At 61.7% G+C, this 15,899-nt stretch carries 17 protein-coding genes; 6 read left to right on the top strand and 11 right to left on the bottom strand.

What is annotated here, in order from left to right; genetic code table 11:
* Positions 1-24: 24 nt before the first annotated feature.
* The 5 genes from ABIB57_RS26040 to ABIB57_RS26020 all read left to right on the top strand — a co-directional run bounded on the left by ABIB57_RS26040 (position 25) and on the right by ABIB57_RS26020 (position 4,607).
* A complete protein-coding gene (locus ABIB57_RS26040) occupies positions 25-219 on the top strand; it encodes a hypothetical protein (RefSeq protein WP_354044326.1) in 195 nt (64 codons plus the stop codon).
* Between the two features lie 200 nt (positions 220-419).
* Positions 420-689, top strand: coding sequence for a 30S ribosomal protein S15 (gene rpsO, locus ABIB57_RS26035; RefSeq protein ID WP_299727505.1), 270 nt, complete (start codon positions 420-422; stop codon positions 687-689).
* A 519-nt stretch (positions 690-1,208) separates the two neighbouring features.
* Positions 1,209-3,335 carry a polyribonucleotide nucleotidyltransferase gene (pnp, locus tag ABIB57_RS26030; RefSeq protein ID WP_354044325.1) on the top strand — a complete coding sequence of 709 codons (2,127 nt, stop codon included), beginning with the start codon at positions 1,209-1,211 and terminating at the stop codon, positions 3,333-3,335.
* A 66-nt stretch (positions 3,336-3,401) separates the two neighbouring features.
* Positions 3,402-3,824 (top strand): bleomycin resistance protein, encoded by a 423-nt coding sequence (locus ABIB57_RS26025; RefSeq protein ID WP_354044323.1) that lies wholly within the window; start codon positions 3,402-3,404, stop codon positions 3,822-3,824.
* Between the two features lie 156 nt (positions 3,825-3,980).
* On the top strand, positions 3,981-4,607 hold the full coding sequence (locus tag ABIB57_RS26020; protein WP_354044322.1) for a L,D-transpeptidase: 627 nt from the start codon (positions 3,981-3,983) through the stop codon (positions 4,605-4,607).
* A 273-nt stretch (positions 4,608-4,880) separates the two neighbouring features.
* Here the strand turns inward: ABIB57_RS26020 and ABIB57_RS26015 are convergent, their stop codons facing one another.
* The 7 genes from ABIB57_RS26015 to ABIB57_RS25985 all read right to left on the bottom strand — a co-directional run bounded on the left by ABIB57_RS26015 (position 4,881) and on the right by ABIB57_RS25985 (position 12,394).
* A complete protein-coding gene (locus tag ABIB57_RS26015; protein WP_354044321.1) occupies positions 4,881-5,333 on the bottom strand; it encodes a DUF3800 domain-containing protein in 453 nt (150 codons plus the stop codon).
* A 29-nt stretch (positions 5,334-5,362) separates the two neighbouring features.
* Complete coding sequence (locus tag ABIB57_RS26010) at positions 5,363-5,644, bottom strand: DUF3800 domain-containing protein (RefSeq protein WP_354044319.1); 282 nt, start codon at positions 5,642-5,644, stop codon at positions 5,363-5,365.
* Positions 5,645-5,763: 119 nt separating this feature from the next.
* The gene (gene infB, locus ABIB57_RS26005; protein ID WP_354044318.1) at positions 5,764-8,685 is read right to left on the bottom strand and encodes a translation initiation factor IF-2; all 2,922 of its coding nucleotides are present in this window, start codon (positions 8,683-8,685) and stop codon (positions 5,764-5,766) included.
* Positions 8,686-8,698: 13 nt separating this feature from the next.
* On the bottom strand, positions 8,699-9,424 hold the full coding sequence (locus tag ABIB57_RS26000) for an RNA-binding protein (RefSeq protein ID WP_354044317.1): 726 nt from the start codon (positions 9,422-9,424) through the stop codon (positions 8,699-8,701).
* A complete protein-coding gene (nusA, locus tag ABIB57_RS25995) occupies positions 9,405-11,000 on the bottom strand; it encodes a transcription termination factor NusA (protein WP_354044315.1) in 1,596 nt (531 codons plus the stop codon). The genes ABIB57_RS26000 and nusA overlap by 20 nt, the downstream gene beginning before the upstream one ends.
* Positions 11,000-11,620, bottom strand: a complete 621-nt coding sequence (rimP, locus tag ABIB57_RS25990; protein ID WP_299727481.1) for a ribosome maturation factor RimP — start codon at positions 11,618-11,620, stop codon at positions 11,000-11,002. Before rimP ends, nusA begins: the two co-directional genes overlap by 1 nt.
* A 108-nt stretch (positions 11,621-11,728) precedes the next feature.
* Entirely contained in the window at positions 11,729-12,394 is a 666-nt protein-coding gene (locus ABIB57_RS25985) for an FAD-binding oxidoreductase (RefSeq protein WP_354044314.1), read from the bottom strand.
* Between the two features lie 257 nt (positions 12,395-12,651).
* Here ABIB57_RS25985 and ABIB57_RS25980 point away from each other — a divergent pair, with 257 nt between their 5' ends.
* Positions 12,652-12,933 carry a hypothetical protein gene (locus tag ABIB57_RS25980; RefSeq protein WP_354044312.1) on the top strand — a complete coding sequence of 94 codons (282 nt, stop codon included), beginning with the start codon at positions 12,652-12,654 and terminating at the stop codon, positions 12,931-12,933.
* Between the two features lie 112 nt (positions 12,934-13,045).
* Here the strand turns inward: ABIB57_RS25980 and ABIB57_RS25975 are convergent, their stop codons facing one another.
* The 4 genes from ABIB57_RS25975 to ABIB57_RS25960 all read right to left on the bottom strand — a co-directional run.
* A complete protein-coding gene (locus ABIB57_RS25975; protein WP_354044311.1) occupies positions 13,046-13,435 on the bottom strand; it encodes a winged helix-turn-helix transcriptional regulator in 390 nt (129 codons plus the stop codon).
* Positions 13,436-13,547: 112 nt separating this feature from the next.
* Complete coding sequence (gene trmB / locus ABIB57_RS25970) at positions 13,548-14,261, bottom strand: tRNA (guanosine(46)-N7)-methyltransferase TrmB (protein ID WP_354044309.1); 714 nt, start codon at positions 14,259-14,261, stop codon at positions 13,548-13,550.
* A gap of 95 nt (positions 14,262-14,356) precedes the next feature.
* A complete protein-coding gene (metK, locus tag ABIB57_RS25965; protein ID WP_354044308.1) occupies positions 14,357-15,613 on the bottom strand; it encodes a methionine adenosyltransferase in 1,257 nt (418 codons plus the stop codon).
* A gap of 78 nt (positions 15,614-15,691) precedes the next feature.
* The coding region (locus ABIB57_RS25960; RefSeq protein WP_354044306.1) for a hypothetical protein at positions 15,692-15,899 on the bottom strand (208 nt) is incomplete at its 5' end.

The following is a 15,899-nucleotide window of genomic DNA, read 5'->3' as shown; positions in this document are numbered from 1 at the left end:
GAGGACCAGCCATAGGAGGTCATCATGACCGAAGCGCAAAAAACCACGCCCGGCGCCGCCGCCCTCAAGAACGGCAAGAAGCCCGGCCCCAAGGACGCCCCGGTCCAGGTTCGCCCGGCCGGCAAGGACTCCCACGCCGACAAGCCCAAGAACTGGGACAAGACCGATGAGGCGCTGGACGAGAGTTTTCCCTCGAGCGATCCTACCGCCAAGTACTGACAACAGTTTCCGCTATTGCCGCCCGAGCCCGCTGGCGTTCCGCGTCGGCGGGCTTCGGCTTGGCGCAATAAATTCTGGCGTTACTGGCCCTTTTGCACTATATGCAGCCCAACTTTGGCTCAATGGGCCCAAGTTTTCACGGCCCCACCTGGACGACATCCCTGCTGGGGCGACCCATCCTCTTTTGAAAGGGTATACCGATGTCGATTACTGCTGAGCGCAAGACCGAACTGATCGGCGAATACGCCACCAAGGCCAATGATACGGGCTCGCCCGAAGTCCAGGTCGCGATCCTGTCGGAACGTATTGCCAACCTCACCGAGCACTTCAAGGGCCACGCCAAGGATAACCATTCCCGTCGCGGTCTGCTCCGTCTGGTCTCCACCCGCCGCCGCCTTCTCGACTACGTCAAGAAGATCGACGACGCGCGTTACAAGACCCTGATCGAGCGTCTCGGCCTGCGTCGCTAACCGACGCGGTTCTGAATTGCGGATGCGGGGACCAATCTCCGCATTCGCCGTCGCCCCCGCCCGATGTGGCAAATGGGCGATAAGAGACCGTTTGAAAATTCGCTGTGGCGAGTCAAATGGCGGTGGCTTTCGAGAACCGGAGCGGAACGTACTTTTGTACGTGAGCACCGGAAGCGCAGAAAACGCCGACAGTTGGCCGTCGCAGTAGAATTAGCAAACAGTCTCTAAGCGTAGACCGGCGATTGCCGGAGCATGGCAGGATTATTGGCCGCTCCCACTCCGCCTCACGCTCGCAAAATCAGGTTCTTTGGTTTTGGTTTTCGTGAGGCACCCCAGACAAATCGGGGAGCGTCTTGTTGTCTTGCCCATGTTTCGTCAGCCCGCCGGGCGCAAACAGTGCCTGATTTTGAGCCGGGACATGCACATGGGGTGCCTGTCCGGTGCGTGCACACTGAATAGTCACGCGGTCGCTACGCGCCGCGCTCCGGGCCGTTCAGCAGAGATGGAAAGACGTTAAACATGTTTGATCACCACAAAGTCGAACTCAATTGGGGCGGCCAGCCGCTCACCCTCGAGACCGGCAAGATCGCCCGCCAGGCTGACGGCGCCGTGCTCGCCACTCTCGGCGAAACCGTGCTGCTGGCCACCGTTGTCAGCGCCAAGACCGCGAAGCCCGGCATCGATTTCTTCCCGCTGACCGTCAACTACCAGGAAAAATACTTCGCCGCCGGCAAGATCCCGGGCGGCTATTTCAAGCGTGAAGGCCGCCCGACCGAGAACGAGACGCTGACGTCTCGCCTGATCGACCGCCCGATTCGCCCGCTGTTCCCCGCCGGCTACAAGCATGAGACCCAGGTGGTCATCACCGTGCTGCAGCATGACATGGAAAACAATCCGGACGTGCTGGCGATCGTCGCCGCCTCCGCCGCGCTGACCATTTCGGGCGTGCCCTTCATGGGCCCGATCGGCGCTGCCCGCGTCGGCTATGTGGATGGCAAGTACGTCCTCAACCTCGCCGTCGACCGTCGTGCTGACTCCAAGCTGGACCTCGTTATGGCCGGCACCGACGACGCCGTGCTGATGGTTGAATCCGAAGCCCAGGAACTGAGCGAAGAAGTGATGCTCGGCGCCGTGATGTTCGGCCATGCCGAAAGCCGCAAGGTCATCGCCGCCATCATCAAGCTGGCCGAACTCGCCGCCAAGGATGCCCGCGATTTCGAGGCCGAGGATCACTCCGCCGTCGAAACCGAAATGCTGGGCGTGGTCGAAGCCGACCTCCGATCGGCCTACAAGATCACCAAGAAGGAAGACCGCTACGCTGCGGTTGACGCCGTCAAGGCAACCGCCAAGAAGCATTTCGCCGCCCGCGTCGAAGCTGGCGAGCTGACTGCTGAAGACGTTGGTTCGGTGTTCAAGCACCTGCAGGCCAAGGTCGTTCGTTGGAACGTGCTCGATACCGGCCTGCGCATCGATGGTCGCGACCTGACCACCGTGCGTCCGATCGTGTCCGAAGTCGGCGTCCTGCCGCGCACCCATGGTTCGGCTATCTTCACCCGTGGCGAAACCCAGGCGCTGGTCGTTGCGACCCTCGGCACCGGCGATGACGAGCAGTACATCGACTCGCTCGAAGGCACTTACAAGCAGAACTTCCTGCTGCACTACAACTTCCCTCCATACTCGGTGGGTGAAGCTGGGCGCATGGGCTCCCCGGGCCGCCGCGAAATCGGCCATGGCAAGCTTGCTTGGCGCGCCATCAACCCGATCCGTCCTTCGGTCGAAGAATTCCCCTACACCATTCGCGTGGTGTCGGAGATCACCGAGTCCAACGGTTCCTCCTCGATGGCAACCGTCTGCGGCACCTCGCTCGCCCTGATGGATGCCGGCGTGCCGATGAAGCGTCCAGTGGCGGGTATCGCCATGGGCCTGATCCTGGAAGGCGAGAAGTTCGCCGTTCTGTCCGACATCCTGGGTGACGAAGATCACCTCGGCGACATGGACTTCAAGGTGGCTGGCACCGAAGAGGGCGTTACGTCCCTTCAGATGGACATCAAGATCGCCGGCATCACCGAGCAGATCATGAAGATCGCGCTCGAGCAGGCCAAGGGCGGCCGCATCCACATCCTGGGTGAAATGGCCAAGGCGATCACCGCGTCGCGTTCGCAGGTTGGCGAGTTCGCTCCCCGCATCGAGACCATGAAGATCCCGACCGACAAGATCCGTGAAGTGATCGGCACCGGCGGCAAGGTGATCCGCGAGATCGTCGAAAAGACCGGCGCCAAGATCAACATCGAAGACGATGGCACGATCAAGATCGCCTCCTCGGACGGCGCGCAGATCGAAGCTGCGATCAAGTGGATCCGCTCGATCACCGACGAAGCCGAAGTCGGCGCCATCTACCAGGGCACCGTCGTCAAGACCGCTGATTTCGGCGCCTTCGTGAACTTCTTCGGCGCCAAGGATGGCCTCGTGCACATCTCCCAGCTGGCCGAAGCCCGCGTTGCCAAGACCACCGACGTGGTCAAGGAAGGCGATAAGGTCTGGGTCAAGCTGTTGGGCTTCGACGAGCGCGGCAAAGTCCGCCTCTCCATGAAGGTCGTCGATCAGGCGACCGGCAAGGAAGTCGCCCAGGGCGAAGCCGCCGAGTAAGTTCGGCAGCGCACAAGGATCGGGCCCGGACAGCGATGTCCGGGCTCTTTTGTTATGGAGCCTGTAGTGTTCAATGCGCTGATACCGGAATTCGCCGTGCGCGACTGCAACGCCAGTCTCCGGTTCTATCGCGACGTGCTGGGTTTTGCGGTAATCTATGAGCGCCCCGAAGAGGGTTTTGCGTTTCTCCAGTTGGGCGCGGCACAATTGATGCTCGACCAGATCGGGGCAGGGCGTGCCTTCCGCACTATTGAACCCAATACCCCGCTCGGGCAGGGACTGAACCTGCAGATCACCGTGGTGACGCTCGATCCCATGCTGGCTGCATTGGCCGGGGATGGCATTGCTCTGGTCCTGCCGCTGGAAATGCGCAGCTATCGGCGGGGCGAATCACTGCTGCAACAACGCCAATTTGTGGTCGCTGACCCCGACGGCTATCTGTTGCGCCTCTGCGAACCACCCTGTGTTGTTGCCGCAACACCGCTTTGACGTTCACAAAGCTGCGATTGAGTGCGGCCAAAGTCGGGCGGCGCGCGAGTGATGCTTTCTTGCACTCGACAACTCACCCCGACGCCGCATACGTCATTAGCTAACCAGAACAATCGCTTACCAAAGGACCGAGACGTGATCAGCCGCCGCCTCTTTATGATCGCAATGCCTCTGACGCTTGCCGCTTGCGCCACCGGTGGTCGTAATCGCGTCGCGGAAGGTCCCCGGATCGACCCGCAATATGTCGCAATGTACTCGACGCCGACCAATGAGCCCTTCGCCATTCCGCCTGTCGACCTGCGCCGCGTCGACCCGCAGTGGTGGCGCCAGGAAGTCGCCTATGATGGCGGCGAAAAGCCCGGCACCATCGTCATCGACACCCCCGGCCATCACCTCTATCTGGTCCAGGCTGGCGGTACGGCCATGCGCTACGGCGTCGGCGTCGGCCGCGAGGAAGCCCTGCAGTTCAAGGGTCGCGCCACCATCGGCCGCAAGGCCGAATGGCCGACCTGGACGCCGACGGGCAACATGATCCGGCGCGATCCTGAGCGTTATGCCGATTACGCGCGTGGCCTGCCCGGCGGGTTGGAGAATCCCCTCGGCGCTCGCGCGCTGTATCTCTATCGCGGCGGCAATGACACCCATTTCCGGCTGCACGGCACCACCGAGCCCTATTCCATCGGCACCAACGTGTCCTCGGGCTGCGTCCGCTTGATGAACCAGGACATTATCGACCTCTATGCACGCGTCTCGCCAGGCGCCCAGGTGATCGTCAAGAGCTAACCCATCTCCAGGTCATTCCCGCGTGAGCGGGAACCTTTGTTTCGGCTTCCGTAGTCACCCGAAACGACGCTTTTCCGCTCCCGCGGGAATGACCTGGACACGAAAGGCCCAGTCTTCGGACTGGGCCTTTTTCATTTCGGCGCAGACGCGGAGGCGCATAAAGCGAATCGAATCAAACACTTAGCAAATACTTGACTTTTCAATAGGTTAGCGTACGACTGTGGAGCCGGGAGTGCGTCAGCTTGCACGTTGAAGTTACGGCTTCACCCGGCGTCAATCCTCAATATGTCCAGTCCAACCATAGTGCGGCACGCGCGCTATTCCATAGCCGTCAATTCTGCCATCTCTGTGAGCGCGAATTGACAGCCTGATCTTGTCGAACCAATAGGTATCTCCAGAGTCAAAGCGCCGCCAATTGGCGCCGGCAACCAAATCGACGAGCTGTATTCCTACGCTCATGTGAGAGGGTACTAGGAAAAGACCTTCTACCATATTCTTGTATGTGGATGTGTTCGTTCGATCTTCCTCCACTAGCCTTTGGTGCTGAACCCGCAACCTTTTGTCGTCGTCGTGGCCGCGGTGATCCGCAATAATGATGCCGCGAAACGTGGTGCCAGCTTCCTTTTGGAGGTCTTGCAAATAGTATTGGAATCGCTCGGTCACGACCTTATACGTCTGAAAATAGACGTCGTTTTGCTCGTTGATGTTCGCTCTTGTGTAGGCCAACGGCGCGTCGCAGATTCCGGCAACGATTTTCAGAGATCTGTCCCCTGAGACGATCTTGAATGCTTCTCCCTAAATTCGTTTCTCCGCGCTTGATCCCACGCAGCCATTGGGTTGTCATCGCCCCTATTTCCGGGCGCAAAAAACCGCCATTTAAGTTCGCCCCAGTAGTTGTAACGCGCCTTAAGTCCACGGAGCTGCAGAGCGACTTTTGGCCATCTCTCTTCGGGTATAACCAACCCTGCGAGGACAAAATATCGGGGCTTGTCGGCACCAAGTTTGGCTGGAGTGCCGCTCTCATCAATAAAGCACATATGCATCGTGTAAAGTTATTCGAAGCGCTTAAGCAATGTCAACATGAGCACATAATGGAAAAAGGGCACGGATTGCTCCGTGCCCTTCTAATTGTCTCGCGATGAACGCTGGCTGACGCCTAGAGCGTGCGCTGGATGGTCTCGACGCGGAAGCATTCGATGACGTCGCCGGCGCGCATGTCTTCGTATTTCTCGAAGGCCATGCCGCATTCCTGGCCGGTCTGGACTTCCTTGACTTCGTCCTTGAAGCGCTTGAGCGTCGATAGCTTGCCTTCGTGCACCACGACGTTGTCGCGGATCAGGCGCACACCGGCGCCGCGTTCCACGATGCCGTCGGTGACGCGGCAACCCGCAACCTTGCCGACCTTGGAGATGTTGAACACTTCCAGGATCGTCGCATTGCCGATGAAGGTCTCGCGCCGTTCGGGCTTGAGCAGACCGCTCATCGCCGCCTTCACGTCATCCACGAGATCGTAGATGATGTTGTAATAGCGGATTTCGATGCCGTCGCGCGTCGCCAGATCGCTCGCCTGCTTATTGGCACGCACGTTGAAGCCGATGACGATGGCGCTTGATGCCGCCGCCAGGGTCACGTCCGACTCGGTGATACCACCCACCGCGCTCATCAGGATCTGCGCCGAAACTTCATCGGTGGAGAGCTTGTTGAGCGAAGCGGTGATCGCCTCGACCGAACCCTGCACGTCGCCCTTGATGATCAGCGGGAACTTGGCAATGCCGGCAATCTTGAGCTGATTCATCATCTGCTCAAGGCTGGTGGCGCCGCCGCCCGCCGTCTTCTCGCGAATGGCGCGCTGACGGTATTCGGTGACTTCACGGGCCCGCGCTTCGCTTTCGACCACCGAGAAGCGGTCGCCCGCATTCGGCACGCCGGTAAAGCCAAGCACTTCCACCGGAACCGATGGGCCGGCATCTTTGACCTGCTCGCCCTGATCGTTGATCAGCGCGCGCACGCGGGCAAACTCGGTGCCGGCGACGACGATGTCGCCGATCGCCAGGGTCCCGCGCTGCACCAGCACCGTCGCCACCGCACCGCGGCCGCGATCGAGCTTGGCTTCGATGACCAGGCCTTCGGCGCGGCCGTCACGGGCCACCCGGAGTTCCAGCACTTCGGCCTGCAGCAGGATCGTTTCGAGCAGCTTGTCGAGACCTTCCTTGGTCACCGCTGACACTTCCACGTCCAGCACGTCGCCGCCCATCGATTCGACGAACACTTCATGCTGCAGCAGTTCGGTGCGAACGCGCTGCGGATTGGCCGATGGCTTGTCCATCTTGTTGATGGCCACGATGATCGGAACGCCGGCCGCTTTGGCATGCTTGATCGATTCGATCGTCTGCGGCATCACGCCGTCATCCGCCGCCACCACCAGAACCGCGATATCGGTCGCTTGCGCGCCACGGGCACGCATGGCGGTGAACGCCTCATGGCCCGGGGTATCGAGGAAGGTGATCTTGGCGCCATTCTTGACGACCTGATACGCGCCGATGTGCTGGGTGATGCCACCGGCTTCACCAGACACGACATTGGCTTCGCGGATCGCGTCAAGCAGCGAGGTCTTGCCGTGGTCGACGTGACCCATGATCGTCACCACCGGTGCGCGATCGGTCAGGTCTTCGGCCAGATCGTCGGACGGCACGTCATAGAGGCCTTCTTCCACGTCCGCATCGGACACACGGCGCACCGTGTGGCCCAATTCGATGGCGATCAGTTCGGCGGTATCGCTATCGATCACGTCGTTGATCGTCGCCATCGTGCCCTGCGCCATCAGCATCTTGATGACTACCACGGAGCGCTCGGCCATGCGGTTCGCCAGTTCCTGCACCGTGATGGCTTCAGGAATGATGACTTCGCGGCTGAGCTTGGGCGCGGACTGCTGGTTGCGGCCCATCTTCTTGTCGCGGCGGCGGCGCATGGCGGCCAGCGATGGCCCCTTGTCGCGATCGCCCTCGACGCCCGCATTGGTCACCGTCAGGCGGCCACGCGCATTGGCTTCGTCGCCACGGCGAACCGGGCGTTCGGGCGCCGCACGCGCAGCGCGGCGGGCATTCTCGAGTTCGGCTTCCGTCGTCGGCCGGGCCGAAGGCGCGCCGGTACGGATCTTGCGACCATCGGCTTCGCTCGGCGGTGCGGGCGGCACATTTCCGATCGGCGCCATGCCGGCACCGGCCGGACGGGCTCCGGCGGTTCCCGCAGGACGGGCCCCGGCAGTACCCGACGGGCGGGCATTGGCGTTCGGGCGCAGAGCTGCGCCGGCGCCGCGTTCGCTTTCCGGACGCGCGTTTGGATTGGGACGATCGCCAGCGGGCCGGGTCGAAACCGGGCGCGGCGGCTGGCCGGGACGGCCGGCGACCACACGCACGCTGGACGGGCCGGCATTGCGCTGCGATGGCGGCACGAACGGCGCTGCGGGAGCAGCTTCGGTCGGGCGCGCCTGCGGCGCTGCGCTGGCTTCGGTCGGACGGGCTACGGGAACCGCAACAGGCGCTGCTGTCTCGGCGGCCACGACCGGAGGTGGGGCTGCAACTTCGACCTGTGGCGCTGGAGCTTCTTCGGCCACCGGCGCTTCGCTGGCGCGACGCTCTTCGTCCTGGCGGGCAGCGTCTTCGCGAACCTGGCGGCGGCGCGCATCGTCCTCGACGCGGCGCGCTTCCTCGGCGGCGAAACGGGCCTGGTCCTCGGCGGCGCGGGCACCAGCCTCACGCAGCACGTTGCGGCGCGCTTCGGCCTCGGCGGCCGAAAGGCCCGCGACCGGGCGCTGGCTCTGAACCGGCCGTGTCTGGGGTGGACGCTGGCTCTGCACGGGAGCGCCGCCGCTGGGCGTTGCCACCTGCGGACGCTGCGGCGCGCCACTGGGAGCGCCCGGCGTTGCAACGCGGCGTGTGCGCTTCTCGACAACCACGGTGCGCGACTGCGGACGTGCCATGCCAGGGCGACTGCCGAGGCCCGGCCCGCCCTTCAATGTCAGCGTCTTCTTGCCAGCGCCAGAGGTGTCGTCGGTGCGCTTGTCGTCGTTATCAGCCATGTATCTCGCGTCTCTATCTTGTCTCGTCTGGCAAAACGTCACCGTCAACCGCATGGCGGCCGGTGTCATTTTCCCTCGGTTTGGCGCTGTAACGGGCCAGTCTCCTGGCTTTTTCGAGCGCCGCTTGGGCTGCCGCCCCTCTTATGAGCGCAGCATGTATCACATTTTCGAGCCCGAGTGCCAAACCCAATTGCTCACTGGTGAGCATTTCGAAATGAGGTATCTCGAATCCTACTTTTTCGTCTTCCCGCGCCGCGTGATGGAGGGCTTTTAACGGCCCCGTCATCTTGCTGCGCCCGTCGGGGGAGGCGTCGCTTGCGGTGATCAGGGCGATCAGATCGCCCTTCTCCAGCAAGGCACGCACCTTGGTCGCCCCGAAGGTGAACTGACCGGCTTTGCGGGCCATGCCCAGCGCCGCAAACAGGCGCTGTTCCAGCCGCAATTGAGTCAGTCCCGGCAGGTCGTCGGGCAGAACCACCTCTTGCTTGAGGCTCCGTCCGAACACTTTCTTTTTCACCGCCTCGGCCACTGCCTCGCGGCTGAGCGTGATCCACACGCCCCGCCCTTCGGCCTTGGCCTCAGTATCGGGCACCAGCACCCCGTCGGGGCCGAGCACGAAGCGGATCAGCTCCGGGATCGGCAATTCCGCCCGGGTGAGGGCGCATAACCGCGTCGCATCCTGGCGCCGACCCACCGGGCGGCCCTCGTCAACGTCCGCGTCAGACGGCTTCTTCTGCAACCTCGCCAACTTCCTCGACGGGCTCGGCGTCGGCTTCGATCCAGCCGGCCTTGATACGGGCCTGCATGATCATGTCTTCGGCTTCTTCGCGAGAGACCGGGAAGTCCTTGAAGGTGCCTTCAAAGCGCTTGGTCTCGCCGTCCTTGCGTTCGCTCCAGCCGACGAGATCGTCAGCGGCACAACCGGCAAAGTCGTCGACGGTGCGGATTTCTTCCTTGCCGAGAGCCACCAGCATGGCGGCGGTCAGCCCGTTGATCTCATAAAGCTCGTCCGCAACGCCCAGCTTGACGCGCTCTTCATCATGCCCCCGGTCGATGGCGGCAAGATATTCGGTGGCGCGATTCTGGATTTCGCCGGCGGTTTCTTCGTCGAAACCCTCGATCGTGGCGATTTCGTTGACGTCGATATAGGCCAGTTCCTCAACCGAGGAGAAGCCTTCGGATGCCAAGAGTTGGGCAACCATCTCGTCAACGTCAAGGGCGGAGATGAACAAAGTCGAACGTTCGGTGAATTCCTTCTGGCGCCGTTCGCTCTCTTCCTGCTCGGTCAGGATGTCGATATCCCAGCCGATCAGTTGCGAAGCGAGACGCACATTCTGGCCACGGCGGCCGATGGCCAGCGACAGCTGCTCGTCGGGAACCACCACTTCGATGCGCTCGGCCTGCTCGTCGAGCACCACCTTGGCCACATCGGCCGGCTGCAGAGCGCTCACGACGAGGTCCGCAATGGTGTCGGTCCACGGAATGATGTCGATCTTCTCGCCCTGCAACTCGGCCACCACGGCCTGCACGCGCGAACCACGCATACCAACGCAAGCGCCGACCGGATCGATGGACGAGTCCGAAGACGTCACCGCAATCTTGGCCCGGCTCCCCGGATCGCGGGCGATCGAGCGGATGGTGATGATGCCATCGTAGATCTCGGGCACTTCCTGCATGAACAGCTTGGCCATGAACTGCGGATGGGTGCGGGAAAGGAAAATCTGCGGGCCGCGCTGTTCGCGGCGCACGTCATAGACATAGGCCCGCACGCGATCGCCATAGCGGAACATTTCGCGCGGGATCAGCTCGTCGCGGCGGATGATGGCTTCGCCACGACCCAGATCGACAATCACATTGCCATATTCGACACGCTTGACGGTGCCGTTGACGATTTCGCCGATGCGGTTGAAATATTCGTCATACATGCGCTCGCGCTCAGCATCGCGCACTTTCTGCACGATCACCTGCTTGGCCGACTGGGCGGCGATGCGCCCGAATTCCATCGGCGGCAGTGGCTCGGTCAGAAAGTCGCCAACCTTGGCGGTCGGGTTCTTGGGCAGCGCATCCTTGAGCGAAACCTGGCGATTGTTCTCTTCAACCGTTTCGACGATTTCCAAGAGGCGCCACATGCGGGTTTCGCCCGAACGCGGATTGATCTCGACCTTGATTTCGGTTTCGGCGCCGTAGCGGCCCTTGGCGGCCTTTTCCATCGCGTCCTGCATGGCTTCGATCACCACCATGCGGTCGATCGATTTCTCGCGGGCAACGGCATCTGCGATCTGCAGCAGTTCCAGTCGGTTCGCGCTAACGGCCATTAGTTCAACTCCTCGGAGGTCGGTTCGTCCGTATCGGTAATTTCGATCGTCTCGGTTTCGTCGTCGTCAATCGGATGGGCTTCCTGGTCGATGCGCGCCTTTTCCATCAGCGCATCGGTCATCACCAGTTTAGCCTCACCCAGCAGGCTGAGGGACAACTTGTGGTCCGGATCAGTCCCGGCCGGGGCGTCCGGCACGGTGATGGTGAAGCTGTCGGCGTCGGCGGCCTTGATGGTGCCGCGGAAGCGCTTGCGGCCATTGACCATGTCGCCCAGCTCAACCCGTGCCTCATGGCCGATATAGGCGATGAAATCGCGTGCTCGCACCAACGGCCGGTCGATGCCCGGGGAGGAGACCTCAAGGTGATATTCGCGGTCGATCGGGTCTTCGACGTCCAGCGCCGGCGACACGTCCTTGCTCAGCTTTTCACAATCCACGATGGTGAAGCGCCCGGTCTCGTCTTCGGCCATGATCTGCAGCGTGCAGCCATTTTCCTGGGTGATCTTGATGCGCACCAGCGCATAGCCCAGCCCATTGGCCACCGGCTCGACAATCGCCGCCACGCGGGCTTCGAGCCCGGTCTGCTTGATGTAACGCGGTTCGGTAAGGTTGAAGCTCATCGGTCCTTGGGTAATAAAAAAGAGCGGGGCCGGGAGGCTCCCACTCTGCAAACTTGCTGAGATGTTGTGGCCTATATAGCGCGCAACGCAGAAAGCCGCAAGGGCGGGCTACTTCTCCCAGGTCACGCTCGACACATCGGCGCCCAGCTGTTCCAGCGCCTCGCACAGGTCCTTGACCATGGCGTCGGGCCCGCACAGGTAGAAGTTCTGTTTGAAGTCGGTGATGTGGCTCTTGAGGAAATCCACGTCGATCCGCTCCTGCAGCAGCTTGGATTTCGCATCGCCCGTGACGGTCCACAGCGTTTCGAGCCCGTCCATCGCCTCGAACTCGTCGCGCAGGATAATGTCGCGCTCCGTTTGGTTGGAGACGATCAGCCGATTGCCCTTGAGCCCGCCCTTGGCATTGAGGCTGCGCAGGATGGCTATGAACGGCGTCACCCCCGCGCCCCCGGCGATGAACGTGCCGACGCCCTTATATTGAATGGTGCCCCACACATCGCGCAGCAGCAGACTATCGCCGGCTTCCAGGCCCCACAGCGCATTGGTCACGCCCGGATGGTCGCGATAACTCTTGATGGTGAACTCCAGCGTCGGCTCATCCTGCAGGCTCGTGAAGGTGAATGGCCGCTTCTCGTCGCGCCAGCCATCCTTGTCGATACTGACTTCGGTGGCCTGCCCAGGGCCGAAATGAAAATTTTTCGGCTTTTCTACACGATAGTGTCGCACATTGTGAGTGACCATTTCGGTCTTCAAAATCTTGACGCTGGTGGGCACGGCGGTCTCCTTTGAAGGGATACGCGGGGACTTTAAATGGGGTCCAGCCGCCCTCAAAGCCCCGGCCTGCAATCCGTCACTTCCATGATACGCAGTGTCTCGCGAGATACCGGGTATCTCCACAACGCCTTGATATCCTTGTGAAAACCATCGGCATCTTGACGCAAACGTCAAGGGCGGATTCCATGAATCTTTGATCTTGCGACGGCCCTGACCCACGATCATCTACGGTGTGTTCAAACGAAAGGAACACTAAAATGATCAAGTCCGCAATCATCGCTCTCGTCGCCGTTGCTGCCATGGGCAGCGTCGCTGCTCCCGCTTTCGCCGACAACGACATGGGCAACAGCAACTCCAACCATGCCGATGGCAACTATCTGGATACCGACGCCGTACTGGCCCGCCTGCATGAGCAGGGCGTCAACGCCACTTCGGTCGAACACTGGGGCACTCTCGTCCGCGCCTTCGTGATCCAGTCTGACGGCACCAAGGTATCGCAGCTCTTTACGCCCGATACCCTCAAGCCCGTCGCCCTCTAAGCATTGGACATAGCGTCAACCACGCGTCAGAGCGTCCGCGCTCTCACACTGACTGACCGTCCAGGCGCCGCCGGCTTTGTCCGACGGCGCCGGAATTGGAAAATTCCAAAATTCAGTCGTGGCTGCTGAGCAGGCGGATGACCGCCCCTTCGCCGGCCGCATCGAATCGCTGCCGCGCCGCTTCCACCGATGTGCGGTGTTGCAGTGCAAACTGCCGCCAGCTATCGGCCAGATCCAGCAGATGATGCCCCAAATCCGTCAGCTCGTAGTCTACACGCGGCGGAATGGTGGGGAATAAGGTGCGCGAGATAAACCCGTCGCGCTCCAGGTCGCGCAGTGTCGCGGTCAGGGTCTTCTGCGAAATGGCGCCGATATCGCGGCGCAATTCATTGAAGCGTCGCTTGTCCTTGCGCAGTCGTGTGATCACGATCAGCGTCCATTTGCCCGGTTTCACCACCAGCATTTCGTCTGGTTCGTTGGGGTCGCGAGCATAGTTGGACATGGCAGCCTCGTCGTCTGTTCGCCCCGATATGGGGCTTTGTCCGCTGTCTTCCAGAGCCAGGGGAATTAAACTTTGACACGTGGGCGATAACACTGCGTTCGGCGTTTTGGGGTTAACGTCGCGTGAACGTGAAATAGAAGCTCACCATTCGCCCCTCGCGCCGGGCTTTTTGCTCGTAGCGCGTCGCCTGCCAGCCCGGATAGGGCTGGTGCCAATCCCCCGGTGTCCTGGGCTCGAAGCTGAACGCCGGCGCCCGCAGAATGTGGGCCAGCGTCCAGTTGGCATAGTCCTCGATATCGCTGGCGAAGTGGAACACCCCACTAGGCCGGATCACTCGCGCCAATTCGCTCAGCGTTGTCGGCGATACGAACCGCCGCTTGTGATGGCGCGTCTTGGGCCAGGGATCGGGATAGAGTAGATAAACTTCATCCAGGCTCGCATCGGGCAGCGCCAGCAGCAGCTTGAACGCATCGTCGGTATAGAGCCGCACATTGCGCAAGCCCTGCGCATTGACCGCCTGCACCATCTTGCCGATGCCGCCGGTGAACACTTCGCACCCGATATAGCCGGTGGTTGGAGAACGCGAGGCCTCCAGCGCCAGATGCTCCCCGCCCCCATAGCCGATCTCGACGATGATTTTTTCGGCCTGGGGAAACAGCGTCTTCGGGTCGAGCGACCCGTCGAGCTTGATTTCAAGCTCCGGCAGCGTGGCGTCGAACTCCGCCTGCTGGCCGCCATGCAGCTTCTTGCCCGAGCGGCGGCCAAAAAACGCGCGCGGCTCGCCACTCAGGGTTTTGGGAAGCTGATGGTCGTCGGATTTCGTCACGGCGCAGACCTCATGGGACCGTTGCACCACGAGGTCGTGGCAAAAATGGTTCGGCCCCATCCATGACAGGATAGGGCCGAACGCAGAAGCGTGGATTACTTTACTGCAGCCTTGAGGGCGCTCACCAGATCGGTCTTTTCCCAGGAGAACGAGCCGTCGCGACCCGCCTTGCGGCCGAAATGCCCATAGGCCGAAGTCTTGGCATAGATGGGCTTGTTGAGATCCAGATGGGTGCGAATGCCGCGCGGGGTCAGGTCCATGACCTTGCCCAGGGCGATTTCCAGCTTTTCCTCATCCACCGTGCCCGTGCCGTGCAGGTCGACATAGATCGACAGCGGCTGGGCCACGCCGATGGCATAGCTAAGCTGGATCGTGGCGCGATCGGCAAGGCCGGCGGCGACGACGTTCTTGGCCAGGTAGCGCGCTGCGTAAGCGGCCGAACGGTCGACCTTGGTGGGGTCCTTGCCCGAAAACGCGCCGCCGCCATGCGGGGCCGCGCCACCATAGGTATCCACGATGATCTTGCGGCCGGTCAGGCCTGCATCGCCATCGGGACCGCCGACGACGAACTTGCCGGTCGGGTTGACGTGCCAGACGGTGTCCTTGGAGATCCAGCCTTCGGGCAGCGCTTCGCGGATATAGGGCTCGACGATCTTGCGCACGTCGGCAGAGGTCAGCGAGGCATCGATATGCTGGGTGGAGAGCACGATCTGGGTGACGCCGACCGGCTTGCCGTTTTCGTAACGCACGGTGACCTGGCTCTTGGCATCGGGGCCGAGAACCTTGGCGGGGCCGGTGCCTTCCTTGCGGGCGATGGTCAGCACTTCGAGAATCTTGTGCGCGTAATAGATCGGCGCCGGCAGCAATTCTGGGGTTTCGCGGCTGGCATAGCCGAACATGATGCCCTGGTCGCCCGCGCCCACATCCTTGTTGCCGTTTTCATCGACGCCTTGCGCGATATCGGCCGACTGGCCATGCAGCAGCACGTCGATCTTGGCGGTCTTCCAGTGGAACCCGGCCTGCTCGTAGCCGATGGCCCGGATCGCCTTGCGGGCCGCAGACTTGAACTTGGATGGATTGACCACCGGATTGCCCGCCGCGTCATGCAGGATCTTGCCGTCCTTGTCCTTCTTCAGCAGCGTCTCGGGCACGCGCACTTCTCCCGCGATGACGACGCGGTTGGTGGTTGCCAGGGTTTCGCAGGCGATGCGCACCTTGGACGGGTCCATGCCGGTCTTCTTGGCCTCGCGGAACACCAGATCGACGATTTCGTCGCTGATCCGGTCGCAGACCTTGTCGGGATGGCCTTCGGAAACCGATTCCGAAGTGAAGAGGTAGGATGAACGGGCCAAGGTGAAGTTCCCCAAAATGCCGAAAATGCTGAAAAACACGCTATTCGGGTGGGTTTGTGACACTTGGACCCATCCCGGTCAAGCGGGATATAAAGAAAGCTTGATATGTGTGTCGGTCCACTCGGAGAAGAAAATGCCCGTGCCGAAGCGCCGCGCGGGGATGCCGGGCGGTTTCCTTGCCATTCGAGCGTAGCTCTCATGGCCTTCTCTCCTCAAATCGATCCACTGGATCGATTTGCCCGCAGAGCGGGACGGCTCGAAGACTGCGGCATGCGGCGAGACGTGC

This window comes from Devosia sp. UYZn731, from assembly GCF_040546795.1.
GTDB lineage: Bacteria > Pseudomonadota > Alphaproteobacteria > Rhizobiales > Devosiaceae > Devosia.
Note: the sequence above shows the minus strand (reverse complement) of the source record. Positions and strands in the feature narration are given on the sequence as shown.

What these genes read in the sequence shown, in the direction of transcription:
- ABIB57_RS26040 (WP_354044326.1), top strand. Translation starts at nt 25, where the DNA reads ATGACCGAAGCGCAAAAAACCACGCCCGGCGCCGCCGCCCTCAAGAAC.
- rpsO (WP_299727505.1), top strand. Translation starts at nt 420, where the DNA reads ATGTCGATTACTGCTGAGCGCAAGACCGAACTGATCGGCGAATACGCC.
- ABIB57_RS25980 (WP_354044312.1), top strand. Translation starts at nt 12,652, where the DNA reads ATGATCAAGTCCGCAATCATCGCTCTCGTCGCCGTTGCTGCCATGGGC.
- ABIB57_RS26020 (WP_354044322.1), top strand. Translation starts at nt 3,981, where the DNA reads ATGATCGCAATGCCTCTGACGCTTGCCGCTTGCGCCACCGGTGGTCGT.
- nusA (WP_354044315.1), bottom strand. Translation starts at nt 11,000, where the DNA reads ATGGCCGTTAGCGCGAACCGACTGGAACTGCTGCAGATCGCAGATGCC.
- ABIB57_RS26010 (WP_354044319.1), bottom strand. Translation starts at nt 5,644, where the DNA reads ATGTGCTTTATTGATGAGAGCGGCACTCCAGCCAAACTTGGTGCCGAC.
- pnp (WP_354044325.1), top strand. Translation starts at nt 1,209, where the DNA reads ATGTTTGATCACCACAAAGTCGAACTCAATTGGGGCGGCCAGCCGCTC.
- ABIB57_RS25975 (WP_354044311.1), bottom strand. Translation starts at nt 13,435, where the DNA reads ATGTCCAACTATGCTCGCGACCCCAACGAACCAGACGAAATGCTGGTG.
- infB (WP_354044318.1), bottom strand. Translation starts at nt 8,685, where the DNA reads ATGGCTGATAACGACGACAAGCGCACCGACGACACCTCTGGCGCTGGC.
- rimP (WP_299727481.1), bottom strand. Translation starts at nt 11,620, where the DNA reads ATGAGCTTCAACCTTACCGAACCGCGTTACATCAAGCAGACCGGGCTC.